The 23,709-nt window shown below is 71.2% G+C and carries 24 protein-coding genes; 14 read left to right on the forward strand and 10 right to left on the reverse strand.

The genetic code is table 11. The annotated features are described in order from the left end of the window. Positions 1 to 69 precede the first annotated feature (69 nt). From E5082_RS14470 to E5082_RS14510, 10 genes are all read left to right on the forward strand, one after another. Positions 70 to 1,047: a Rossmann-like and DUF2520 domain-containing protein gene (locus tag E5082_RS14470; protein WP_135791630.1), complete on the forward strand. Its 978-nt coding sequence runs from the start codon at positions 70 to 72 to the stop codon at positions 1,045 to 1,047. Beyond that, positions 1,044 to 2,045, forward strand: coding sequence for a pantoate--beta-alanine ligase (gene panC / locus E5082_RS14475; RefSeq protein ID WP_135791631.1), 1,002 nt, complete (start codon positions 1,044 to 1,046; stop codon positions 2,043 to 2,045). The genes E5082_RS14470 and panC overlap by 4 nt, the downstream gene beginning before the upstream one ends. Beyond that, positions 2,042 to 3,739 carry an L-aspartate oxidase gene (locus E5082_RS14480; RefSeq protein ID WP_135791632.1) on the forward strand — a complete coding sequence of 566 codons (1,698 nt, stop codon included), beginning with the start codon at positions 2,042 to 2,044 and terminating at the stop codon, positions 3,737 to 3,739. The genes panC and E5082_RS14480 overlap by 4 nt, the downstream gene beginning before the upstream one ends. 48 nt (positions 3,740 to 3,787) lie before the next feature. Further along, on the forward strand, positions 3,788 to 4,768 hold the full coding sequence (nadC, locus tag E5082_RS14485; protein ID WP_135791633.1) for a carboxylating nicotinate-nucleotide diphosphorylase: 981 nt from the start codon (positions 3,788 to 3,790) through the stop codon (positions 4,766 to 4,768). Between the two features lie 5 nt (positions 4,769 to 4,773). Next, on the forward strand, positions 4,774 to 5,571 hold the full coding sequence (locus tag E5082_RS14490) for a type III pantothenate kinase (RefSeq protein WP_030811239.1): 798 nt from the start codon (positions 4,774 to 4,776) through the stop codon (positions 5,569 to 5,571). Positions 5,572 to 5,707: 136 nt separating this feature from the next. Continuing rightward, the gene (locus tag E5082_RS14495) at positions 5,708 to 6,370 is read left to right on the forward strand and encodes a hypothetical protein (protein WP_135791703.1); all 663 of its coding nucleotides are present in this window, start codon (positions 5,708 to 5,710) and stop codon (positions 6,368 to 6,370) included. Positions 6,371 to 6,447: 77 nt separating this feature from the next. Then, entirely contained in the window at positions 6,448 to 6,624 is a 177-nt protein-coding gene (locus tag E5082_RS32375; protein ID WP_167514057.1) for a hypothetical protein, read from the forward strand. A 65-nt stretch (positions 6,625 to 6,689) separates the two neighbouring features. Continuing rightward, on the forward strand, positions 6,690 to 7,085 hold the full coding sequence (locus E5082_RS14500; protein ID WP_078858492.1) for a BlaI/MecI/CopY family transcriptional regulator: 396 nt from the start codon (positions 6,690 to 6,692) through the stop codon (positions 7,083 to 7,085). Between the two features lie 9 nt (positions 7,086 to 7,094). Beyond that, complete coding sequence (locus tag E5082_RS14505) at positions 7,095 to 7,628, forward strand: amino-acid N-acetyltransferase (protein WP_086694982.1); 534 nt, start codon at positions 7,095 to 7,097, stop codon at positions 7,626 to 7,628. A gap of 203 nt (positions 7,629 to 7,831) precedes the next feature. After that, entirely contained in the window at positions 7,832 to 8,170 is a 339-nt protein-coding gene (locus E5082_RS14510; RefSeq protein ID WP_135791634.1) for a histone-like nucleoid-structuring protein Lsr2, read from the forward strand. On the opposite strand, the gene E5082_RS14515 is transcribed toward E5082_RS14510, so the two are convergent. Further along, positions 8,149 to 8,799: an SCO3374 family protein gene (locus E5082_RS14515; protein WP_135791635.1), complete on the reverse strand. Its 651-nt coding sequence runs from the start codon at positions 8,797 to 8,799 to the stop codon at positions 8,149 to 8,151. The two genes, E5082_RS14510 and E5082_RS14515, sit on opposite strands and share 22 nt — an antisense overlap. A 443-nt stretch (positions 8,800 to 9,242) precedes the next feature. On the opposite strand from E5082_RS14515, the gene E5082_RS14525 reads away from it, so the two are divergent. Continuing rightward, positions 9,243 to 11,765 carry an ATP-dependent Clp protease ATP-binding subunit gene (locus E5082_RS14525; RefSeq protein WP_086694985.1) on the forward strand — a complete coding sequence of 841 codons (2,523 nt, stop codon included), beginning with the start codon at positions 9,243 to 9,245 and terminating at the stop codon, positions 11,763 to 11,765. A gap of 213 nt (positions 11,766 to 11,978) precedes the next feature. Here the strand turns inward: E5082_RS14525 and E5082_RS14530 are convergent, their stop codons facing one another. Both E5082_RS14530 and E5082_RS14535 read right to left on the reverse strand, forming a co-directional pair. Continuing rightward, positions 11,979 to 12,596 carry a DUF6000 family protein gene (locus tag E5082_RS14530; protein ID WP_135791636.1) on the reverse strand — a complete coding sequence of 206 codons (618 nt, stop codon included), beginning with the start codon at positions 12,594 to 12,596 and terminating at the stop codon, positions 11,979 to 11,981. 353 nt (positions 12,597 to 12,949) lie between these two features. After that, positions 12,950 to 13,549, reverse strand: a complete 600-nt coding sequence (locus E5082_RS14535) for an HAD family acid phosphatase (protein WP_135791637.1) — start codon at positions 13,547 to 13,549, stop codon at positions 12,950 to 12,952. A gap of 441 nt (positions 13,550 to 13,990) precedes the next feature. Here E5082_RS14535 and E5082_RS14540 point away from each other — a divergent pair, with 441 nt between their 5' ends. Continuing rightward, positions 13,991 to 14,536, forward strand: a complete 546-nt coding sequence (locus E5082_RS14540; protein ID WP_135791638.1) for a M23 family metallopeptidase — start codon at positions 13,991 to 13,993, stop codon at positions 14,534 to 14,536. Positions 14,537 to 14,602: 66 nt separating this feature from the next. Here E5082_RS14540 and E5082_RS14545 read toward each other — a convergent pair whose 3' ends face one another. Then, on the reverse strand, positions 14,603 to 15,202 hold the full coding sequence (locus tag E5082_RS14545) for a TetR/AcrR family transcriptional regulator (protein WP_135791639.1): 600 nt from the start codon (positions 15,200 to 15,202) through the stop codon (positions 14,603 to 14,605). Between the two features lie 122 nt (positions 15,203 to 15,324). On the opposite strand from E5082_RS14545, the gene E5082_RS14550 reads away from it, so the two are divergent. Continuing rightward, a complete protein-coding gene (locus E5082_RS14550; RefSeq protein WP_190045278.1) occupies positions 15,325 to 16,917 on the forward strand; it encodes an MDR family MFS transporter in 1,593 nt (530 codons plus the stop codon). Between the two features lie 55 nt (positions 16,918 to 16,972). On the opposite strand, the gene cseC is transcribed toward E5082_RS14550, so the two are convergent. The 5 genes from cseC to E5082_RS14575 all read right to left on the reverse strand — a co-directional run bounded on the left by cseC (position 16,973) and on the right by E5082_RS14575 (position 21,381). Continuing rightward, on the reverse strand, positions 16,973 to 18,304 hold the full coding sequence (gene cseC, locus E5082_RS14555) for a two-component system sensor histidine kinase CseC (protein WP_135791640.1): 1,332 nt from the start codon (positions 18,302 to 18,304) through the stop codon (positions 16,973 to 16,975). An 8-nt stretch (positions 18,305 to 18,312) separates the two neighbouring features. Next, positions 18,313 to 19,017, reverse strand: coding sequence for a two-component system response regulator CseB (gene cseB, locus E5082_RS14560; RefSeq protein WP_135791641.1), 705 nt, complete (start codon positions 19,015 to 19,017; stop codon positions 18,313 to 18,315). A 36-nt stretch (positions 19,018 to 19,053) separates the two neighbouring features. Next, positions 19,054 to 19,659 (reverse strand): hypothetical protein, encoded by a 606-nt coding sequence (locus E5082_RS14565; RefSeq protein WP_135791642.1) that lies wholly within the window; start codon positions 19,657 to 19,659, stop codon positions 19,054 to 19,056. 35 nt (positions 19,660 to 19,694) lie between these two features. Continuing rightward, on the reverse strand, positions 19,695 to 20,234 hold the full coding sequence (locus E5082_RS14570; RefSeq protein ID WP_031182797.1) for a SigE family RNA polymerase sigma factor: 540 nt from the start codon (positions 20,232 to 20,234) through the stop codon (positions 19,695 to 19,697). Positions 20,235 to 20,505: 271 nt separating this feature from the next. Next, positions 20,506 to 21,381, reverse strand: coding sequence for an HhH-GPD family protein (locus E5082_RS14575; RefSeq protein WP_135791643.1), 876 nt, complete (start codon positions 21,379 to 21,381; stop codon positions 20,506 to 20,508). Positions 21,382 to 21,562: 181 nt separating this feature from the next. On the opposite strand from E5082_RS14575, the gene E5082_RS14580 reads away from it, so the two are divergent. Beyond that, positions 21,563 to 22,420 carry a hypothetical protein gene (locus E5082_RS14580; RefSeq protein WP_190045279.1) on the forward strand — a complete coding sequence of 286 codons (858 nt, stop codon included), beginning with the start codon at positions 21,563 to 21,565 and terminating at the stop codon, positions 22,418 to 22,420. A gap of 132 nt (positions 22,421 to 22,552) precedes the next feature. Here E5082_RS14580 and disA read toward each other — a convergent pair whose 3' ends face one another. Then, on the reverse strand, positions 22,553 to 23,677 hold the full coding sequence (gene disA, locus E5082_RS14585) for a DNA integrity scanning diadenylate cyclase DisA (RefSeq protein ID WP_086694090.1): 1,125 nt from the start codon (positions 23,675 to 23,677) through the stop codon (positions 22,553 to 22,555). Positions 23,678 to 23,709: the final 32 nt, after the last annotated feature.

Raw genomic sequence — 23,709 nt, forward strand, 5'->3', positions numbered from 1 at the left:
GGATAGCGTTAACATGACGAGAAATCGTCCGGTACCCAGAGCGGACTGGAACGGGAAGGCCACGGTCGCGTGAGTACACACCCCTCGGACACCCAGGACCGCCCCGCGCGGCTCACCGTCGGCGTCGTCGGCGCCGGACGCGTGGGCCCCGCCCTGGCCGCGTCCCTGCAGCTCGCCGGACACCGCCCGGTGGCCGTCTCCGGCGTCTCCGACGCCTCCCGCAGGCGCGCCGAGAAGATGCTGCCCGGCGTGCCCCTGGTGCCGCCCGCCGAGGTCCTCCAGCGCGCCGACCTGGTGCTGCTCACCGTCCCCGACGACGCCCTGCCGGGCCTGGTCACCGGCCTCGCCGAGACCGGCGCCGTCCGCCCCGGCCAGCTCCTCGTGCACACCTCGGGCCGCTACGGCGTCTCGGTGCTCGACCCGGCCCTGCGCGCGGGTGCGCTGCCGCTGGCACTGCACCCGGCGATGACCTTCACCGGCAGCCCCGTCGACGTCCAGCGCCTCGCGGGCTGCTCCTTCGGCGTCACCGCGCCCGAGGAGCTGCGGCTCGCGGCCGAGGCCCTGGTCATCGAGATGGGCGGCGAACCGGAGTGGATCAGCGAGGAGGGCCGCCCGCTCTATCACGCGGCCCTCGCCCTGGGCTCCAACCACCTGATCACCCTGGTCGCCCAGTCCATGGAGCTGCTGCGCACGGCCGGGGTCGGCGCCCCCGACCGGATGCTGGGCCCGCTGCTGGGCGCCGCCCTGGACAACGCGCTGCGCTCCGGTGACGCGGCCCTCACCGGCCCCGTCGCGCGCGGGGACGCGGGCACGGTCGCCGCGCACATCGCCGAGCTGCGCGAGCACTCCCCGCAGACCGTCGCCGGGTACGTGGCGATGGCCCGTGCCACCGCCGACCGCGCCCTCGCCCACGGCCTGCTCAAGGCCGAGCTGGCCGAGGACCTGCTCGGCGTGCTCGCCGACCAGGAGACCGGCAGCGGCAGCGCGCCCGCCACCGGCACCGACGCGGACGACGACGAGAACGGCCCCGAGGGGAACGACCGATGACCACCGCCCTGCTGAGCACCGCCGACGAGCTGCACGCCCGCGTGCGCCACGGCCGCCGTGCCGTCGTGATGACCATGGGCGCCCTGCACGAGGGCCACGCCACGCTGATCCGCGCCGCCCGCGAGCTCGCCGGGCCGGACGGCGAGGTCGTCGTCACCGTCTTCGTCAACCCGCTCCAGTTCGGCGCCGGCGAGGACCTCGACCGTTATCCGCGCACCCTGGACGCCGACCTCCGGCTCGCCGGACGCGCGGGCGCCGACGCGGTGTTCGCCCCGTCGGTGGAGGAGGTCTACCCGGGCGGCGAACCCCAGGTGCGCATCACCGCGGGCCCCATGGGCGGCCGGCTGGAGGGCGCCACCCGCCCCGGCCACTTCGACGGCATGCTGACCGTCGTCGGCAAGCTGCTGCACCTCACCCGGCCGGACGTGGCGCTGTACGGGCAGAAGGACGCCCAGCAGCTGGCGCTCATCCGGCGCATGGTGCGGGACCTCAACTTCGGCGTGGAGATCGTCGGCGTGCCCACGGTCCGCGAGGAGGACGGGCTCGCCCTGTCCAGCCGCAATCGCTACCTCGCCCCCGAGGAGCGCGCCACCGCCCTCACCCTGTCCCGCGCCCTGTTCGCCGGCCGCGACCGGCACGCGGCCCAGGAGGCCCTCCGTGCGCGGGCCCTCGAAGTGCCGTCCACGCACGCGCGTGCCGAGGCGCTGAGCGCCATAGGCGAGTCGCGTGCGGCGGCCGACGCGCACGCCGTGGCCACCGCCACGCCCGGCGGCCCGGCGGCCGTCCGCGCCGCGGCCCGTCAGGTGCTGGACGAGGCCGCCCGCTTCGACCCGCCGCTCGACCTGGACTACCTCGCCCTGGTCGACCCGGCCGACTTCACCGAGATCGCCGACGACTTCACCGGCGAGGCGGTCCTCGCGGTCGCCGCGCGGGTCGGCTCGACCCGGCTGATCGACAACATCCCGCTCACCTTCGGCAGCCCTGGAGCCGCCCTGTGACCAGCACCGGTATACGACTGCACGCGCCCGCCCCCGGCTGGTCCATCCCGGCCGACGTCGTGGTGGTCGGCTCCGGCGTGGCCGGCCTGACCGCCGCGCTGCGCTGCGAGGCGGCCGGCCTGACGACGGTCGTCGTCACCAAGGCCCGCCTGGACGACGGCTCCACCCGCTGGGCCCAGGGCGGCATCGCGGCCGCCCTGGGCGACGGCGACACCCCCGGACAGCACCTGGACGACACCCTGGTCGCCGGCGCGGGCCTGTGCGACGAGAACGCCGTACGCCTCCTGGTCACCGAGGGCCCCGACGCCGTACGGCGGCTGATCGACACCGGCGCGCGGTTCGACACCGACGACGCGGGCTCGATCCAGCTCACCCGCGAGGGCGGCCACCACCGGCGCCGCATCGCCCACGCGGGCGGGGACGCCACCGGCGCGGAGATCTCCCGCGCGCTGGTCGACGCCGTCCGCGCGCGGGGCCTTCGCACCATCGAGAACGCGCTCGTCCTGGACCTGCTCACCGACGCGGAGGGCCGCACCGCAGGCGTCACCCTGCACGTCATGGGCGAGGGCCAGCACGACGGCGTGGGAGCGGTGCACGCGCCCGCCGTGGTGCTCGCCACCGGCGGCATGGGCCAGGTGTTCTCCGCGACCACCAACCCCTCGGTCTCCACCGGCGACGGCGTGGCGCTGGCGCTGCGCGCGGGCGCCGAGGTCAGCGACCTGGAGTTCGTCCAGTTCCACCCGACCGTGCTCTTCCTCGGCCCCGATGCCGAGGGCCAGCAGCCGCTGGTCTCGGAGGCGGTGCGCGGCGAGGGCGCCCACCTGGTCGACGCCGACGGCACGCGCTTCATGGTCGGGCAGCACGAGCTGGCGGAGCTGGCCCCGCGCGACATCGTCGCCAAGGGCATCACGCGGCGGATGCAGGAGCTGGGCGCCGACCACATGTACCTCGACGGCAGGCATTTCGGCGCCGACATGTGGGAGCACCGCTTCCCGACCATCCTGGCCGCCTGCCGCGCCCACGGCATCGACCCGGTCACCGAGCCGATCCCGGTCGCCCCGGCCGCCCACTACGCCTCCGGCGGCGTCCGCACCGACGACCGCGGCCGTACGACCGTCGCCGGCCTGTACGCGTGCGGCGAGGCCGCCTGCACCGGGGTGCACGGCGCCAACCGGCTCGCCTCCAACTCCCTGCTCGAAGGGCTCGTCTACGCCGAGCGCATCGCCGCCGACATCGCGGCCGAGCACACCGCGAACGGCCCGCACACGTGCGTGCCGGCCCCCGTCCCGCACCACGGCACGCCCGCGCATCCCCTGCTGGCCCCGGAGGACCGGCTCGCCGTGCAGCGGATCATGTCCGAGGGCGCGGGCGTCCTGCGCTCGGCCGCCTCCCTGGAACGCGCAGCGCAGCGCCTCGCGGAACTACACTCCCGCGCCAGTGACACCCTGGACGGTGAGGGCAAGACCGCCGAGCCCGGCGTCGACACCTGGGAGGCCACCAACCTCCTGGACGTGGCCCGCGTCCTGGTCGCCGCGGCCGCGCTGCGCGAGGAGACCCGCGGCTGCCACTGGCGCGAGGACCACGCCGACCGCGACGACCCGCACTGGCGCCGCCACCTGGTGGTGACTCTCCGCGCGGACCGTTCGCTGGCCGTACGCACCACCGAGAGCGCAGACTTCCCCCCTACCCGGTGACATCTCGGTCCACCGGGTGAACCCGCCTCCCCAGGAGCAGTGACGAACGTGAGCACCGACGACCTTCCCCTCGCCCCGACCGGCGGCTGCGGCGACGGCTGCGCCTGTGGCGCGGACGAGGAGGGCGAAGAGCAACTGGAGTGCGGTCTCGACCCCGCGCTGGCCGCGCTGCTGGCCGAGTCCGGGCTCGACCCCGTGGAGATCGAGGACATCGCCAACGTCACCGTCCAGGAGGACCTGGCCGGCGGCGTCGACGTGACCACCGTGGCGACCATCCCCGAGGACGCCGTGGCCACCGCCGACTTCGTCGCCCGCGAGGCCGGCGTGGTCGCGGGCCTCAGGGTCGCCGAGGCCGTGCTCTCCGTGGTCTGCGAGGACGAGTTCGAGGTCGAGCGGCACGTCGAGGACGGCGACCTGATCGAGGCCGGCCAGCGCCTGCTGTCGGTCACCACCCGCACCCGCGACCTGCTCACCGCCGAGCGCAGCGCGCTGAACATCCTGGGCCGCATGTCCGGCATCGCGTCCGCCACGCGCGCGTGGGCCGACGTGCTGGAGGGCAGCCGCACCCGCGTGCGCGACACCCGCAAGACCACCCCCGGTCTGCGCTCGCTGGAGAAGTACGCGGTGCGCTGCGGCGGCGGCGTCAACCACCGCATGTCGCTCTCCGACGCCGCCCTGGTCAAGGACAACCACGTACTCGCCGCCGGTGGCGTGGCCGAGGCGTTCAAGGCCGTACGGGAGACCTTCCCGGACCTCCCCGTCGAGGTCGAGGTCGACACCCTGCACCAGCTCCACGAGGCCGTCGAGGCCGGCGCCGACCTGATCCTGCTGGACAACTTCACCCCCGGCGAGTGCGCCGAGGCCGTCACCCTCACGGCCGGCCGCGCCGAGCTGGAGGCGTCCGGGCGGCTCACCCTGGAGAACGCCTGCGCCTACGCCGACACCGGCGTGGACTTCCTGGCCGTCGGCGCCCTCACCCACTCCTCGCCGGTGCTCGACATCGGCCTGGACCTGCGCCCGGCGGAGTGACCCGGATGCTGCTCACGATCGACGTCGGCAACACCCACACCGTCCTCGGTCTCTTCGACGGCGAGGACATCGTCGAGCACTGGCGCGTGTCCACCGACCCGCGCCGCACGGCCGACGAGCTGGCGGTGCTGCTCCAAGGCCTGATGGGCACGCACCCGCTGCTCGGCGAGGAACTGGGCGACGGCATCCACGGCATCGCCATCTGCGCCACGGTGCCCTCGGTGCTGCACGAGCTGCGCGAGGTCACCCGGCGCTACTACGGCGACGTGCCCGCGGTGCTGGTCGAGCCCGGCGTCAAGACCGGGGTGCCGGTCCAGTTCGACAACCCCAAGGAGGTCGGCGCCGACCGCATCATCAACACGGTCGCCGCCAACGAGCTGTACGGCGGCCCGGCGATCGTGGTCGACTTCGGCACCGCGACCACCTTCGACGCGATCTCCGCGCGCGGGGAGTACGTCGGCGGGGTCATCGCGCCCGGCATCGAGATCTCGGTGGAGGCGCTCGGCGTGAAGGCCGCGCAGCTCCGCAAGATCGAGGTGGCCCGCCCGCGCAACGTGATCGGCAAGAGCACCGTCGAAGCCATGCAGTCCGGCATCGTCTACGGCTTCGCCGGCCAGGTGGACGGCGTGGTCGGCCGGATGGCGCGCGAGCTGGCCGACGACCCCGACGACGTCACCGTGATCGCCACCGGCGGTCTGGCGCCGATGGTGCTGGGCGAGTCCTCGGTGATCGACGAGCACCAGCCCTGGCTCACCCTGATCGGCCTGCGCCTGGTCTACGAGCGCAACGTGCCGCGCAGGTAACCGGGCCGCGTGGGACTCAGGGCCGGGCGGGGGAACCCTGGGTCCGACACGCGTTACAACACGTCCCATTCCGTAACTTTTGTCCGATTAGCGGTAGCGTCGCCGCATGCCCACGCCATACGGAACTCGCGGCGGCATGGCGTTCGGCGCGGAGGAGCTGCGTGTGCTCCGCCGCGCCCTCGCCCTCGCCCTCCACCCCGGCACGGCCTCCGCCGAGGACGTGCAGGACTGCTTCCGCCTCGCCGACTCGGTCGACGAGGCACTGGACGAAGCGGCTCGCCTGCGCGCCTTCCTCCTGGCCGACCTGGGCCGCTACCGAGCCGCCCTGCCCGGCACCGCGGCCGGCTATCTCGCCCTGCTCCAGGAGGCGCTCGGCGCCGGGCACCGGCCCGCCCCGGACGACCTCGCCGCCCTGCGCGCCCTGCGCGGCAACCCGGTGGCCGCCGCCCTGCTGGCCCACTGCCAGGGCCTGGTCGAGCGCAGCGTCCGCGCCGCCCGCTTCGCCACCGGCGCGCCCACCGTCCCCGCGCCCGCCGCACCGCCCTCACGCGCCCGTCTGCTGGCCCTTCCGGGCGGCGCGGAGGACTCCGGGTCCACCGGGGCCGACGAGTCCGGGGAAGCCGCTCAGAAGCCCGCTGAGGAGCCCGCCCGGGCCCCCTCCCCGCGCCCCGGCGAGCGCCCCGCCGAGCCGGCCGCCCCCAAGCGCCCCGTCCCCACTCCCGGCGAGGTCTTCCCGCGCCGCAAACCGCAGTCGCCGCCCACCGGACAGGACCGCGCCCGCCACCTCGCCGCGGGCTGACCTGGCTCTACGGGGCGGGGAGGACATAAGGCCCACCCCGCCCCGGCCGGGCCGCCCCGCGTGGCTACCCTGGAGCCATGGACTACGTCTCCGCGCTGGTGCCCCCCTTCGTCATGGCCGCCCTCTTCATCGGGGTGGTCCGGGTGATCGTGAAGACTCAGGGCGGAGCGGCCAAGGGCAAGGAGGACGCGGCCGTCGACGCCGCCCTCGCGCGCGCGGAGAACGCCCGCCGGGCCGCCCACGGCGACGCCTGAGCCACCCGCACGTCGGCGCCGATTTGACCGGATCTCCCACTATTATTTGTTTTGTGCCTCGCCCCTTGGGAGATCTCGAAGACGCCGTCATGTCACGGGTGTGGAAGTGGAACCGCCCGGTGACCGTCCGGGAAGTCCTGGAAGACATCCAGCAGGAACGCTCGATCGCGTACACCACCGTCATGACGGTTTTGGACAATCTTCATCAGAAGGGCTGGGTCCGCCGTGAGGCGGAAGGGCGTGCCTATCGATATGAGGCCGTCTCCACCAGAGCCGCCTACGCGGCCGCGCTCATGAACGACGCCTGGTCGCAGAGCGACAACCCCGCCGCCGCTCTCGTCGCGTTCTTCGGGATGATGAGCGAGGAACAGCGCCAGGCCCTCAGTGACGCCATCCGTATCGTCCAGGGGCCGCAAACGCGCGAGAACCCCGGTTCGGCGGAGGAGACCGGCGGGCGATAGCGTCCGCCCATGTCAGCGAAGAGCCCCGAAGTCTCCGCGAATGCCATCACCGTCCGGCGCGCCCGGACCAGCGATGTTCCCGCTGTCCGACGACTCCTCGACGCCTACTCGCGTGACCGCATCCTGCTCGACAAAGCCACGGTCACCCTTTACGAGGACATCCAGGAGTTCTGGGTCGCGGAACGCGACGACAACGCCGAGGTCGTCGGCTGCGGCGCCTTGCACGTCATGTGGGAAGACCTCGCGGAAGTCCGCACCCTCGCGGTGAACCCGGCCCTCAAGGGCGCCGGAGTGGGTCACCGGCTGCTGGGGAAGTTGCTCGACACCGCGCGCCGGCTCGGCGTTCGCCGGGTTTTCTGTCTGACCTTCGAAGTCGACTTCTTCACCAAGCACGGCTTCGTGGAGATCGGTGAGACACCGGTGGACGCCGATGTGTACGCGGAGCTGTTGCGCTCCTATGACGAGGGCGTCGCGGAGTTCCTCGGTCTCGAACGAGTGAAACCCAACACCTTGGGCAACAGCCGGATGCTTCTGCATCTGTGATCGCCAATGCCCCGGTTCCCTATGTCCGAAACGCGCACGTTTCCGGACGTGAGAGGGCGTGGGGTCTCTCCCCGAGGGTTTGTGTTTTTCCGGCAAAAGCGGTTTGCTTTCCGGCGTACTGCTGCACTGCATATAACAGGGGCGGCTAAACGGCGTACGCCGCGGACCTCCCCGCCCTCACGTTATCGATGAAAGGAAATCCCGTGGCACAGAAGGTTCAGGTCCTTCTTGTCGACGACCTCGACGGCGGCGAGGCTGACGAGACCGTGACGTTCGCGTTGGACGGCAAGACGTACGAGATCGACCTCACGACCGCCAATGCGGACAAGCTGCGCGGCCTTCTCGACGCGTATGTGAAGGGCGGCCGGCGTACCGGTGGCCGTTCCTCCGGTGGCCGCGGCAAGGCGGCCCGCGCCGCTTCCGGTGGCAACCAGGACACCGCGGCCATCCGCGCCTGGGCCAAGGAGAACGGCTACGACGTGAACGACCGCGGCCGCGTCCCCGCGTCCATCCGCGAGGCCTACGAGAAGGCCAACGGCTGATCACGCCCCCGCGAACGGGGCCCGGCGCCCCGCCGCAGCCGGACCCGGTGGCACTGCGCCGCCACGGTGTCCACCAGCCGTACGAGGTCGGGGGCGCCCGTGACGCCCCCGAAGGACGGCAGCGCGGGCAGTACCGCCTCCACATCGCGCCCCGGCTCGGGGGGCCGCAGCCATACGGCGGCCCCCTGCAAGGCCCCGGCGTCCGGTCGCTGCACCGCCGCGCCCACCGCCCGCACGGGCGGCGCCGGCGCCTGAGTCAGGCCCCCGGCGCCCAGCGCCCGCAGGTCCAGCGTCAGCGCGCCCCACTCCAGCCAGTCGAGCAGCCCCGGCAGCTCCTCCGCGCTGCCCGCGGCCACCAGCAGCCGCATGCGGCCGCCCACCAGGGCCACCGGGGAAGCGGGCGCCAGATGCCTGAGCGCCACCGCCCCCGCCTCGGCCGGGACGTCCAGCACGTCGAACCGCATCCCCGTCACCAGCCGCAGCGGTGCCCCCGGCGCCGTCGCCCACCCCAGCACGTCCTCGTACCAGTGCCGGGCCGCCGCTCCGGGGGCCGGCCCGAGCGGACGCCGCGGGCGTGGGAAGGGCAGCGCCGATGACGCCGGGAAGGGTTCCGGGGATGCCGGGGACATTGAGCCAGCCATGCCAGGTGCAACCGACAAGGACGCTCAGGAGTTACGCTGAGCGTCCGGAGAGTCACGCTCTGTGTGACGAGGGGGAGCGCATGGGCGCACCCCGAGCCCCGAGGTTGTTCGCCCATAGCGGAGGGAAAGGGTGCGCGCGGCATGGACCGCCCGTCACCGCGGGTAAGACATGCCTAGTGGGAGGGGGGCGACACGCAGGAAAGGCCGTCTCACGTTCGCCATCGGCGGAACGGCGAGTGGGGTAACTGCCTGGCCTGCGGGAACATCGTCTCGCACCATCGAGTTGGAGCAGATGTCGGCGTTCGGGGTCAGGAGGCCATCGACGGTGTCGGCAGTTGGAATGAGCGGTCCCCGCTTGCGGGACTAAGCTGCGGAAGGACAGGGAGGGGAAGTTCCCCCCACTGCCTGACCGCTCTGAGGAGCGATTAACGATGTTCGAGAGGTTCACCGACCGCGCGCGGCGGGTTGTCGTCCTGGCTCAGGAAGAAGCCCGGATGCTCAACCACAACTACATCGGCACCGAGCACATCCTCCTGGGTCTCATCCACGAGGGTGAAGGTGTCGCCGCTAAGGCCCTGGAGAGCCTCGGCATTTCGCTTGAGGCGGTCCGTCAGCAGGTGGAGGAGATCATCGGTCAGGGCCAGCAGGCCCCGTCCGGTCATATCCCCTTCACCCCCCGTGCCAAGAAGGTCCTGGAGCTGTCGCTCCGCGAGGCCCTTCAGCTCGGCCACAATTACATCGGCACCGAGCACATCCTGCTCGGCCTGATCCGTGAGGGCGAGGGCGTCGCCGCCCAGGTCCTGGTCAAGCTGGGCGCAGACCTCAACCGGGTGCGCCAGCAGGTCATCCAGTTGCTCTCCGGTTACCAGGGCAAGGAGACCGCGGCCGCAGGCGGCCCGGCCGAGGGCACCCCCTCGACCTCCCTCGTCCTTGACCAGTTCGGCCGGAACCTCACCCAGGCCGCTCGTGAAACCAAGCTCGACCCGGTCATCGGGCGCGAGAAGGAGATCGAGCGGGTCATGCAGGTGCTGTCCCGCCGTACGAAGAACAACCCGGTGCTGATCGGTGAGCCCGGCGTCGGCAAGACCGCCGTCGTCGAGGGCCTCGCCCAGGCCATCGTCAAGGGTGAGGTGCCCGAGACCCTCAAGGACAAGCACCTCTACACCCTGGACCTCGGTGCCCTGGTCGCCGGCTCCCGCTACCGCGGTGACTTCGAGGAGCGCCTGAAGAAGGTGCTCAAGGAGATCCGCACCCGCGGCGACATCATCCTGTTCATCGACGAGCTGCACACGCTGGTCGGTGCGGGCGCCGCCGAGGGCGCGATCGACGCCGCCTCCATCCTCAAGCCGATGCTGGCCCGCGGTGAGCTCCAGACCATCGGTGCCACCACGCTGGACGAGTACCGCAAGCACCTGGAGAAGGACGCGGCCCTCGAGCGCCGCTTCCAGCCCATCCAGGTCGCGGAGCCGTCGCTGCCGCACACGATCGAGATCCTCAAGGGCCTGCGCGACCGGTACGAGGCGCACCACCGCGTCTCCATCACCGACGAGGCGCTGGTCCAGGCGGCCACCCTGGCCGACCGGTACATCTCGGACCGCTTCCTGCCGGACAAGGCGATCGACCTGATCGACGAGGCCGGTTCCCGGATGCGCATCCGCCGGATGACCGCGCCGCCGGACCTCCGCGAGTTCGACGAGAAGATCGCCGGTGTCCGCCGGGACAAGGAGTCCGCGATCGACTCGCAGGACTTCGAGAAGGCCGCCTCCCTGCGCGACAAGGAGAAGCAGCTCCTGGCCGCCAAGGCCAAGCGGGAGAAGGAGTGGAAGGCCGGCGACATGGACGTCGTCGCCGAGGTCGACGGCGAGCTGATCGCCGAGGTCCTCGCCACCGCCACGGGCATCCCGGTCTTCAAGCTGACCGAGGAGGAGTCCAGCCGCCTGCTCCGCATGGAGGAGGAGCTGCACAAGCGGGTCATCGGCCAGGTCGACGCCGTCAAGGCGCTGTCCAAGGCGATCCGCCGTACCCGTGCCGGTCTGAAGGACCCGAAGCGTCCCGGTGGCTCGTTCATCTTCGCCGGTCCGTCCGGTGTCGGTAAGACCGAGCTGTCCAAGGCGCTCGCCGAGTTCCTCTTCGGTGACGAGGACGCGCTGATCTCCCTCGACATGTCGGAGTTCAGCGAGAAGCACACGGTCTCGCGGCTCTTCGGTTCGCCCCCCGGTTACGTGGGTTACGAGGAGGGTGGCCAGCTCACCGAGAAGGTGCGCCGCAAGCCGTTCTCCGTCGTCCTCTTCGACGAGGTCGAGAAGGCCCACCCGGACATCTTCAACTCGCTGCTGCAGATCCTGGAGGACGGTCGTCTGACCGACTCCCAGGGCCGGGTCGTGGACTTCAAGAACACGGTCATCATCATGACGACCAACCTCGGCACGCGGGACATCTCCAAGGGCTTCAACCTGGGCTTCGCCGCCTCCGGCGACACGAAGACCAACTACGAGCGCATGAAGAACAAGGTGTCGGACGAGCTGAAGCAGCACTTCCGTCCCGAGTTCCTCAACCGCGTCGACGACGTGGTCGTCTTCCCGCAGCTCACTCAGGCGGACATCCTCCGGATCGTCGACCTGATGATCAGCAAGGTGGACGAGCGGCTCAAGGACCGGGACATGGGCATCGAGCTCTCCCAGTCCGCCAAGGAACTGCTCTCCAAGAAGGGTTACGACCCGGTGCTGGGCGCGCGGCCGCTGCGTCGCACGATCCAGCGCGAGGTCGAGGACACCCTCTCGGAGAAGATCCTCTTCGGCGAGCTGCGTCCCGGTCACATCGTGGTCGTCGACACGGAGGGCGAGGGCGAGAACCAGACCTTCACCTTCCGCGGCGAGGAAAAGGCCGCCCTGCCCGACGCCCCGCCGATCGAGCAGGCCGCGGGCGGTGGCCCGAACCTGAGCAAGGACGCGTAACCCTCCGGGGGTCCGCGTAGCCCCGAAGGGGCCGGTGCCAAATGGCACCGGCCCCTTTTGGGTTTCAGAGGGCCGCCGCAACGAGTTGGACGCTCTTGGAGGACTGAGTGACTGGCCGCCGCTGAAGCGATTGCGGGGCAGTGCGTCCAGGGCTTCTTGAGGGGGAGTCCACGCGTCCCCAGGCATGGTCCGGTGAGGCCACCGGAGTGGCCGTTATCGGGCCTCGGCGCATTCGTCGACGAACGCACAAAGCCGACGGATGAGGCTCAAATTGGAAGGGGCGGGGTCCCAGGCGGCCTGCGTATGAGGCGCATCCTGGAGCCACTGCTGCCACAGGCCGCCCGGTTCCCTGAAGCGGTCGGCTTGACCACCTCCCAGGTTCAGGTCGATGAACTGGAGAGCGCCCATGACGACGGTTTGGTCGTACGGGAGATCAGGGCGGCGGAGGTAGCGGTCCAGGTAGGCGGCGAGCAGATCAGCGTCCCGCGCCGTTCCGAAACTGGCCAGGGTCACGCTGTAGGCCACCCCGACACAACAGACTTCGCTGGCCATGAGGAGCCGACCGACGTCTTCACGGAATTCGGTTCTGCGGGAGACAGCCACGAGCCAAGCCGCAGTTCTCCGTTCGCGCCAGCTGCCCTCAAGAAGCTTGGCGATCTCACTCGGGGTGATGAGTCCCGCGTCCTCACGGAGATCTCGCATGAGTCGGTCTGATGCAGGACTTGGCATGCGCAGCAGGCTGCCGCCGAGCTTCAGGTAGCGCCGCTCGGGCGTGACGTATCGGCGAACCAAGGCCAGCAGTTCGGCATCATCACGGGGATCGCGTATCACCCGCCCGACTTTGCCTTGCTGACGCGGAACGAGGCCAGCCCGCTCATCGCCGTCACCGCACGTCTTCCGCGGCTACTTGGCACCGGAATACCGCAGCCGCTGAACAAGTGCGCCCCGATAACATCGGCCTGACAGGCTCTCAGGGCCTGGTAGCGGCTCCGGCGCAGGACACAGCTCAGGTCGCACCACGGGGGTTGGCGGCGAGGTGCCTCATGTTCGGCCTGAACTTCGGTGGTGCACGCATCAGTTGACCCCCCGCAGCCGATGCGTCAGGGCTTCCGTGACGATGGCTGCCGGCTCCATCCCTCACCCCCGTCGTCGGGATGGAGCCCAGCCCGGGACGGCGGGTCGGGTCAGGACAACTGTCCGTCGTAGTCCGGGAGTTTGAACGTCCGCTCCGCGTGCCCGCCGCTCAGGTCGGACGCGCTGTTGCCGATGTTGGCGATGATCGTGTAGCCCTGGCGCTCGATGTCGGCCCGCTGGGCGGTCTTGTAGGCGGCGACGTCCTTGAAGAGGTCGATGAGGCCGCGCACCCGGAGGTCGGTGACGCGGTAGCCGTCGTGTTCGAGGTTGTAGGACGTGGGCCAGTGCAGGAGGCCGGGGCGGGCGGTGACGAAGATCAGGGCGACGCCGTGGTCCTGGGCGTACTGGGCGACCTTCAGGACAGGGCGGTTGGCGGGCTGGGGGAACTGGAAGCCGAAGTCGGTCTCCAGGGTGGTGTTGTCCACGTCCAGGACGATGGCCTGCTTCTCGCCGGCGCCGGCGGCCGCGCGGCTCTGGATGTAGGGGAGGGCCTCGCTCATCACCCGCCCGCAGTCCTGCTGCCAGGTGGCGTAGTCGACGGCGGCGGCGGGGGCCGTGGTGGCGGCCTCGGCGGGGGCGGCGAGCGCGGTGAGCGCGGCGGTGGAGACGGCGATGGCGGCCATCCGGCGCGCCAAGGGGCGTCTGGTCATGAAGGGGGGTCCTCTCGCGTCCGTACGGTGCAGTGCATGCTCTGCGGAGCGGGTGGCGCGAGAGGAACCGTAGGGTTACCGGACGGTAGGTTGCTAGAGGCGCGCGTCACATTTATAGGGCCCCGGACTCACCCCGCCGGTGACATGCCGCACAGGCGAAATGTCCGGTACTAACCGTGATAGTGGTATTTCAAACCAGGGCAAACCCAGACGTACACGTCGAAACGCAGAGTGATACCAGCAGGCCGTACCGCCTGGTCCGACCGGGGTGTCCGGCCTGTCAAGAGATGACCGGTTTCAGGTACTTCTACTACCTCGTGCCGTAGATGGGCCCTTTGAACATGGATGGGGTGAGGGGTTACCAATGTGGAGTCCCGCCCGGCACACGGTGAAACATCCGTACGCCGGGTGGCTCTCTGTCTCCGAGTTCACGAGGTATCGATGTTCAAGCGTTCCACGTCTGTCCGTACGTCCGCGCTCCGCACTCGCGTGGCCGTCCTGGCCGCCGGTGTCGGCGCCGCGGCCGTGCTGGGTGGCGGGGTTGCCAGCGCCGCCTCCGCCTCCGCGACCTCCTGGGTCGACCCGGTGAAGAAGTACACCCTCTCCGCCAGCTTCGACCAGGGCGGCAGCCACTGGGCGCACAAGCACAGCGGTCAGGACTTCGCGGTGCCCACCGGCACCGAGGTCCTCGCGGCCCACGGCGGCACCGTCGTCAAGGCCGGCCCGAACGGCGCCGGTGACGGCCCCGCGTACGGCAACGCCGTCGTCATCAAGCACGGCAACGGTCTGTACTCGCAGTACGCCCACCTGTCCCGTGTCGACGTCAGGATCGGCCAGGTCGTCAAGACCGGCCAGCACATAGCCCTGTCGGGCAGCACCGGTAACTCCACCGGCCCGCACCTGCACTTCGAGATCCGCAAGACGCCGAACTACGGCTCGGCCGTCAACCCGGTCAGCTTCCTGCGGACCCAGGGCGTCCACGTCTGAGCCCTGGGCCACCGCCCCCCGGCCCTCACCGGCCACCGCCGGTAGTCCGGACCACGGATGTCCGGACTACCTCCTGCCGCGGGCGCCCTCGTGCGCCTGCGTCACCAGATCCACGGCGACTTCGAGAACCGCTTCGCGCTTCTTCTCGGGGTCGCCTTCCAGGTCCGCCAGCACGAACATGCCGGCGTGCAGCGTGAACAGCGCGCTGATCGAGCGGACCTGGTCCACCATCTCGGCCTCGGGATCGATGATGATCTCCCTGAGGCCCTTCATGCGTTCCTTGAACGTGTCGCCGATGCGCAGTTCCCGCACCGTCGCCTGGTTCTCCTGCATGAACCGGAAGAGCGGCTGCGCCCCGGCCAGCGCCGCGCTGTAGCGCCGTACGATCTCCTGCTTGGTCTCCAAGGTGTGCGGCTGGCTGCGGCCCCACTCGATCAGGTCCTCGATCGGCTGCGTCAGGTCCGCGAAGAGACTGACGATGATCTCTTCCTTGGTCTTGAAGTGGTAGTAGAGAGCCGCCTTGGTGACATCGAGGTGCTCCGCGATCTCGCGCAGCGAGGTCTTCTCGTAGCCCTGTTCCGCGAAGAGCTCGAGCGCGACGTCCTGGATGCGCTGGCGGGTGTTCCCGCGGCGCTGGTGCTTGGTGCCGTCCATGGTGTCGCCCATCCTCGTACTCCCCCCGCTCCCGCGGAAACTTACTTGACGCCCGGCTAGTAGCAGGCTACCTTCCAGTGTAGTGAACTAGCCGGGCGACAAGTAAGTAGCAGTCGCCAGGGGGAGTGGGAGAAATGGCGGACACGCAGACGGCCAAGGCGGGCCAGGCGGAGCCCCAGCAGCCGGAGAAGAAGCCGAAGAGCGTACGAGTGGTCCTGCTCGCGCTCATGATCGCCATGATGCTGGCGATGCTGGACAACATGATCGTGGGCACCGCGATGCCCACCATCGTGGGCGACCTGGGCGGGCTCGAGCACCTGTCCTGGGTCGTGACGGGGTACACCCTCGCCACCGCGGCCTCGACCCCGGTCTGGGGCAAGATCGGTGACATGTACGGGCGCAAGGGCGCCTTCCTCGGCTCGATCGTGATCTTCCTGATCGGCTCCGTGCTGAGCGGTATGGCCCAGGGGATGGGCGAGCTGATCGCGTTCCGGGCCGTCCAGGGCCTGGGCGCCGGTGGTCTGATGGTCGGCGTCATGGCGATCATCGGCGACCTGATCCCGCCGCGTGAGCGGGGCAAGTACCAGGGCATGATGGCCGGCGTCATGGCGCTGGCGATGATCGGCGGCCCGCTGGTCGGTGGCACCATCACCGACAACTGGGGCTGGCGCTGGACCTTCTACATCAACCTGCCGCTCGGCGCGGTCGCGCTGGCGCTGGTCTCGGCCGTGCTGCACCTGCCGAAGAAGCGGGCCAAGGCGGGGATCGACTACCTCGGCGTGGTCCTGCTGACCGTCGGCATCACCGCGATCGTGCTGGTCACCACGTGGGGCGGTACGGAGTACGCCTGGACCTCCGCGCGGATCATGGAGCTGATCGCCCTCGGCGTGGTCTCGCTGGTCGGGTTCGTGTTCTGGCAGACCAAGGCCGCCGAGCCGGTGCTGCCGCTGCACATCTTCAAGAGCCTGAACTTCACCCTGATGTCCCTCATCGGCTTCGTCACCGGCTTCGTGATGTTCGGCGCGACGCTCTTCCTGCCGCTGTACCAGCAGGCCGTGCAGGGCGCCTCGGCCACCAACTCCGGGCTGCTGCTCCTGCCGATGCTCGGCGCGATGCTGGTGACCTCGATGGTCGCGGGCCGGGTCACCACGAACAGCGGCCGGTACAAGGTCTTCCCGATCGCCGGCGGTGTGCTGATGATCATCGGGCTGTACCTGATGTCCACGATGGACACCGGCACCACCCGGCTCACCTCCGGGATCTACATGGCCGTGGTCGGCGCGGGCATGGGCTGCCTGATGCAGGTGACCATGCTGGTGGCGCAGAACAGCGTGGAGATGAAGGACATGGGCGTCGCGTCCTCCTCCGCCACCCTGTTCCGTACCCTCGGCTCCTCGTTCGGTGTGGCCGTCATGGGCGCCCTGTTCAACAACCGGGTGCAGGACGTGATGACCGAGCGCGCCGGTGCGCTGGGCAAGGGCATCACCGAGAAGTCCGCCCAGCTCGACGCGGCCAGCCTCGCCAAGCTGCCGGCCGCGGCGCGGGAGGCGTACCAGCACGCGGTGTCCGCGGGCACCCACTCCGCCTTCCTCCTGGGCTCCGCCATCGCCGTCGTGGTCCTCGTCGCGGCCGTCTTCGTCAAGGAGGTCCCGCTGCGCGGCGGCCCCCAGAAGCCGTCGACCGAGCCCACGGACGCGATCCCGGCCCCGGTGATCGAAGCGGTCTGACCTGGTTCGATCATGAGAAGGCCCCCCGACTGCCGGTCGGGGGGCCTTTTCCCGTTCAGCTTCGCAGGGTGGGCGGGACCGTGTAGCTGCCCGTCGCCGTGGGGGCGTGCTCGGGGAGCCAGAGGACGGCCACCGCGCCCTCGCCGTGGGGGCGGATGTTGCGGAAGGTGAGGCGGGCGCCGAGGACGCGGGCCTGGCCGGCGGCGATGGTGAGGCCGAGGCCGTGGCCCTGGCCGGCGCGGTCCTCGCTGCCGGTGCGGAAACGGAGCGGGCCCTCGGCGAGGAGCGCCTCGGGGAAGCCGGGGCCGTGGTCGCGTATCCGGATCACCCGGCCCTCGACGGTCACCTCGATGGGCGGCTCGCCGTGCCGGGCGGCGTTGGTGAGCAGGTTGAGCAGCACCCGCTCCAGCCGGCGCGGGTCGGTGGTGACCTCGGACTCGTGCACCACCCGTACCGCGATGTCCGGGTCCTTCGCGGCCACGCGCCGGGCCACGAACTCGCCCAGCATGATGTCCTGCAGCTCGGCCCGCTCGGAGGCCCCGTCCAGCCGGGCCACCTCCAGCACGTCCTCCACCAGCGTGCGCATCGCCTTGGCCCGGTCCAGCACCAGCTCCGTGGGCCGGCCGGGAGGCAGCAGCTCGGCGGCCGTGAGCAGCCCGGTCACCGGCGTACGCAGCTCGTGCGCGATGTCGGCCGTGACCCGCCGCTCCGCCTCCAGCCGCTGCCGCAGGGCGTCCGCCATGGCGTCCACCGCGCGGGCCAGGTCGTCGGCCTCGTCCCGTACGACTCCGCCGATGGCCTCCCGTACCCGTACGTCGGTCTCGCCGGCCGCCAGCCGGTTCGCGGCGGCGGCCGCCTTGCGCAGACGCCGGGAGAGCTGGCCGCCGATCACTACGCCGAGCGCGCTGCCGCCGAGCACCACCGCGATGGAGCCGATGAGCAGCGCCTGGTCGAGGTCGGCCAGCACGTCGGCGGACTTGTCCGGGAAGGCGCCGTGCAACGAGAGCACATGCCCGTTCTTGACCGGCACCGCGGCCCAGATGTCCGGCTCGCCGCTGCCCGTGTCGCTGACGTAGCTGGCCCGGCGCCCCTCCTCCACCTTGACCCGCAGCTCGGCCGGGAGGGCAGGGTCGTCGATCTTGATGCTGGGGAAGTTGGGCCGCCCGGCGAGCTCGTAGTTGCGCTGGGCGAGCTGGACCCGCTGGTTGGCCAGGTCACGGGCGTTGTCCAGCATGGAGACCCGCGCCGCGTTGTGCACGACCAGGCTCAGCGCGATGGCCACCAGCCCCGCGACCAGCGCGATGGCCGCGCTCAGCTTCCACCGCAGACCGGTGCGCAGGCCCACGCCCGCCACCCGCCGCACCGGACGTCCGAAGAGACTCCGCATGACCGCCCTCAGCCCCGCAGTTTGTAGCCGAAGCCGCGGACCGTCTCGATGCGGTCCTGGCCGATCTTCTGCCGCAGCCGCTGCACATGGACGTCGACCACGCGGGTGTCCCCGCCCCAGCCGTAGTCCCAGACCCGCTCCAGCAGCTTGTCGCGGGAGAGCACGGTGCCCGGCGCGCCGGAGAACTCCAGCAGCAGCCGCATCTCGGTCGGGGTGAGCGCCACCGGCTGCCCGGCCCGGCGCACCTCCATGCCCTCGGTGTCCACCTCCAGCTCGCCGAAGGTCAGCACCCCGTCGCTGTCCGCCGCGCCGTCCGCCCCGGTACCGGACGGATGCCCGGCGTGCCCGAAGCGGCGCAGCACCGCCCGGATGCGGGCGACCAGCACCGCGCCGTCGAACGGCTTGGTCACGTAGTCGTCGGCGCCGGCCTCCAGGCCCAGCACCACGTCGATGGAGTCCGCCCGCGCCGACAGCATGATCACCGGCACCGTCGACTCGTCCCGGATACGGCGGCACAGGCTCACCCCGTCCAGCCCCGGCACCATCACGTCCAGCAGCGCGATGTCGGGCCGGTCGGCGCGGAACGCCTCCAGCCCCGACAGGCCGTCGGGCATGGCGGTGACCGCGAAGCCGTCCCGCTCCAGGGCGAGCTGGGTGGCCTCACGGATGACGTCGTCGTCCTCGACGAACAGGACGTGCGTGTGCTCTGGCATCCGGTGCTCTCAGTCCTCGTGATCAGGGGCGGCGCGTCAGTCGCCGGGCACGGGCGTCGGCTCGTGGCCCACCGCCCCGCTGTAGTCCGTGTGCACGGGCTTGCCCGCCACGAACCGGCCCGCCTTCCACGTATAGGGGACGACGTCCTCGCCGGAGGGGCTGGAGATGGGGTCCCCCCTGCTGTACACCTGCTTGGTCACGGTCAGCGCGCCCTGATCGATCTCCGCGTAGACCGGCGACTCCTCGGTCTTGAACACGTTCCGGTACGAGCCCCTGCTCTCCCGGTACACATACGCGCCGATGCCGACCGCGTCGGCGCAGGTCAGCACGTTGACCACGACATCGGAGCGGGCCGAGTCGGTCAGGTCGCCGTAGGAGACGTCGACGGGGTAGTCGTCGCCGCTGCCGCACGGCTTCAGCTCGTGCTTGACGGCCGCAGAGACCGCGGGGTCCCGCTTGAGCAGGCTCACCGCGTCGACGCGGTGGTAGCCGGCCGCCGGGCTGGGGGAGGGGGAGGCGGGTGCCGCGCCGACCACGGCGGAGGCGTGCGCCGGTCCCTCGTCCCGCGCGCCGGTGCCCCCGGCGCCGCAGGCGGTCGCGGAAAGGCCGACGGCGGCGATCCCGGCCACCGCCAGGATCACCGCGCGTACGCCTCGGACACGTCTGGGCCCCCCAGTCAGGCCGCGCAACGCTCCCGCTCCTCACGCTCCAGCGCGCGTGCATCCAGATCGCGGGCCTCCAGCTCCTCGCGGAGCCGGGCGAGCGCCCGGTGCAGCGTGCTCTTGACCGTGCCCGCGGACATGCCGAGGGCCGCGGCCGTCTCTTCCGTGGACATCTGCTCCCAGTGTCGCAGCACCACGACACTGCGCTGTTTGGGAGCCAGCACCTTCAGGATGTCCATGAGCAGGGCGCGGTCGGCGTACTGCTCGGTGGAGTCCGCGACCGGGCCCTCGGGGAGCTGCTCGGTCGGCACCTCCTCCAGCTTGCGCGCCCGCCACCACTCCGTACGGGTGTTGATCATGACGCGGCGCAGATAGGCGTCGGCCAGCCGCTTGTCGGCGATGCCGTCCCAGCGCCCGTAGGTGCGGGCCAGCGCGGTCTGGAGCAGGTCCTGCGCGTCCACCGGGTCCGGCACCAGGCGGCGGGCACTGCGCAGCAGCGCGTCCTGCCGGGTCCGTACGTACTCCTCGAACTCGAGCACCTCGCCCTGCGCCATGACCCGACCACCTTCCGTGTTCCCCGTCGCCCCGGTCCACGCCGGGGCCTTCTTTCGCAGGCCCGGTGGTCCGCCGGGCACGGAACGAAGCTACGGAGCGGTTGTCACGGGGTTGTCCGAGGAAGCCTGCGGCCGGCACTCGGCTGTCCGTCGGTTGTGTAACAGCCGTGAGCCGGGGGTAAGGAAGGCGCCCGTCATGTTCCTCTATGGGGCCCTTTGTTGGGCTGGCCGGGGCGTGACGGGCGGCCCGTGGCTGTGACCTTCCTGTGGGTCAGCCGAGCGGCAGCCGGTACATGCCGCCGGGCAGCGGCTCCACCAGACCGTCGGTGACGAGGCCGTCGAGCGCGCGGGCCCGCTGCACCGGCTCGGGCCACACCCGGTCGAGCGCCGACTGCGGCACCGGCACATGCGCGTCCCGCAGCACCGCGAGCAGCTTCCCGCGCACCTGGCGGTCGGTGCCCGCGTACGTCTGCCCGCGCCGGGGCGGGCCCTCGTGCTCCGGCTTGCCCGCGAGCCGCCAGGCGCACTGCGCGGCGATCGGGCAGCGGTGGCACTCCTCGTTCTTCGCCGTGCACACCAGCGCGCCCAGCTCCATGGAGGCGGCGGCCCAGCGCGCGGCCGTGCCGTCCTCGTCGGGCAGCAGCTCACGGGCGAGCCTGCGCTCGGCGGCCGTGGTGGCGTTCGGCGGGTAGCGCACCCCGGTCACCGCACGGGCGAAGACCCGGCGCACATTGGTGTCCAGCACCGGGTGGCGCTGCCCGTAGGCGAAGGAGGCCACGGCGGCGGCGGTGTACTCCCCGATGCCGGGCAGCGCCAGCAGTTGGGCGTGGTCGGTGGGTACGTCCCCGCCGTGCCGCTCCGTTATGGCGACGGCCGCGCCGTGCAGCCGGAGCGCGCGGCGCGGGTAGCCGAGCCGGCCCCAGGCGCGCACCGCCTCGCCGGGCGGCTCCTTGGCCAGGTCGGCCGGGCGGGGCCAGCGGGCGAGCCACTGCTCGTAGACCGGCAGCACCCGGCTGACCGGGGTCTGCTGGAGCATGAACTCACTGACCATCACGCCCCACGGCCCCGCTTCCGGGCGGCGCCAGGGGAGGTCGCGGGCATGGGAGTCGAACCAGTCGATCACGGGGGCGTGAAGCTTCTCAGTCATGGCCTTCCGATCCTGCCACGCCGCACGCGGACCGTGTGGGTCACGGCCCGCGCACGGAGCGTCGCGCTCGGCACAAGATGCCGGTGCGCGAGGGAAGTTACCGGGATGATGATCCGGAAAAGTTGATGAGAGGGCGGCGGGGGACGCGAGTCGTGGGCATGATCTCTCGTACAGTTTCCGCGTGGGATCTCTGCGCAATCCGGTCGGGCCGCTTCCCTCCTCCATCTACTGGCGACGGAGGGTCGTCATCGTGTCCGTGGTCGCCCTGTTGGCGCTCGTGGTCACCTGGATCGTCGTGTCGGGCGGCGGGGGAGGCAAGAACGGTGCCAGCCCCGACGGCAAGAATCCAGCGTCCACGATCACGCCGGGTCCCACGTCCTCCGGTCCCGCGATCAGCCAACACCCCGGCGGACGCGACGAGTCGAGCGGTGGCGGCTCCGGTGACGGCGGGTCGGGCGACTCCGGCTCGGGCGACGGCTCCGGCTCCGACGGCACGGGCAACGGCGGCTCCGGCTCCGGCTCCGGCGGCACGGGTAACGGCGACTCCGGCTCCGGTACGGGTGGTTCGGGCTCGGCGTCCGGCACGGGCGGCGGCAGTGTCGGCGCGGGCGACGCGCTGGCCGCGTCCTCCCCGCTCCCGGTGTGCGCCCCCGGCAAGGTCACGGTGAGCCTGCGCAGCAAGCACAACTCCTTCTCGCCCGACGAGACCCCCACCTTCGAACTCACCGTCCGCAACAGCTCGTCCGGCGACTGCAAGGTCGACCTCGGCCCCGGGCACACGGTCCTGGAGATCACCCCGGCCGACGGCGACGACCCCTACTGGGCCTCCGACGACTGCCCCGAGGGCGCCAAGAGCCTGATCTTCCGCGTCCCGGCCGACGAGAGCATCACCTACACGGCGAAGTGGGACCGCCACCCGAGCGCCGCCAAGTGCGCGACCCCGCCCGCCGGCAAGGCCAAGCCGGGCACGTACCTGCTGGAGGCGAAGGCATCGGGCTTCGCCAAGACCCAGACGTCCTTCGTCCTGTCGGCGGACTAGAGGCAACCGGCCCTTCTCAGGGGTGAGAAGGGCAACCGGTGCTTTTCAGAGAAGGAGTCGTGCCCTCAGGGGCGCGGGGAACTGCGCGGCCGGCCACAGCCGGCCCGCACCCGGAGACGAACCGCGCGAAACCTAGACGTACCGCTCCAGAATGGAGGACTCCGCCAGCCGCGAGAGCCCTTCCCGCACACTGCGAGCCCGCGCTTCTCCGACCCCGTCAACCGCCTGCAGATCATCCACGCTGGCAGCGAGCAGCTTCTGCAACCCGCCGAAGTGCTCCACCAGCCGGTCGATGATCGCCCCCGGCAGCCGGGGGACCTTCGCCAGCAGCCGGAACCCACGGGGCGAAACCGCCGAGTCCAGCGACTCGGGAGACGCGGTGTACCCCAGCCCCCGCGCCACCGTGCCCAGTTCGAGCAACTCGGCATGGCTCAGCCTGTCCAGCTCGAACAGCGCCTCCTCCACCGTGCGCGACCGCTTCGCCGTCGGCTCGGGCACGTAATCCCGGACGACCAGCTCACGGTCGGGCTCGACCCCGGCGATCAGCTCCTCCAGCTGGAGCGCCAGCAGGCGGCCGTCCGTGCCCAGCTCGACCACGTACTCCGCGATCTCGGTGGCGATGCGCCGGACCATCTCCAGCCGCTGCGCGACCGCGGAGACGTCCCGGACCGTCACCAGGTCCTCGATCTCCAGCGCGGACAGCGTGCCCGCGACCTCGTCGAGCCGGAGCTTGTACCGCTCCAGCGTGGCCAGCGCCTGGTTGGCGCGGGAGAGGATCGCCGCCGAGTCCTCCAGGACCCGGCGCTGCCCGTCGACGTACAGCGCGATCAGCCGCATCGACTGGGACACCGAGACCACGGGGAAGCCGACCTGCTTGGAGACGCGGTCGGCGGTGCGGTGCCGGGTGCCGGTCTCCTCGGTGGGGATCGTGGGGTCCGGGAGGAGCTGAACGCCGGCGCGCAGGATCTTCGACAGGTCCGAGGAGAGGACGATGCCGCCGTCCAGCTTGCACAGCTCGCGCAGCCGGGTCGCGGTGAACTCCACGTCCAGCACGAAACCGCCGGTGCACATCGCCTCGACAGTCTTGTCCCAGCCCAGCAGGATCAGGCCGCCGGTGTTGCCGCGCAGGACCCGCTCCAGACCGTCGCGCAGGGCGGTGCCCGGGGCAACGGCACTCAGCGAGGCGCGCATCAGGCCATCGGCACCGGCACTCCCACCGGACTTTCCGGGAGCTGCTGCCCGGTCGTTGGCTGCCACTGCACTCCTCCGGTCGCAGGTTCTGACGCGCT

The sequence above is a fragment of the Streptomyces griseoluteus genome, assembly GCF_004784465.1.
GTDB classification, from domain to species: Bacteria; Actinomycetota; Actinomycetes; order Streptomycetales; family Streptomycetaceae; genus Streptomyces; species Streptomyces griseoluteus.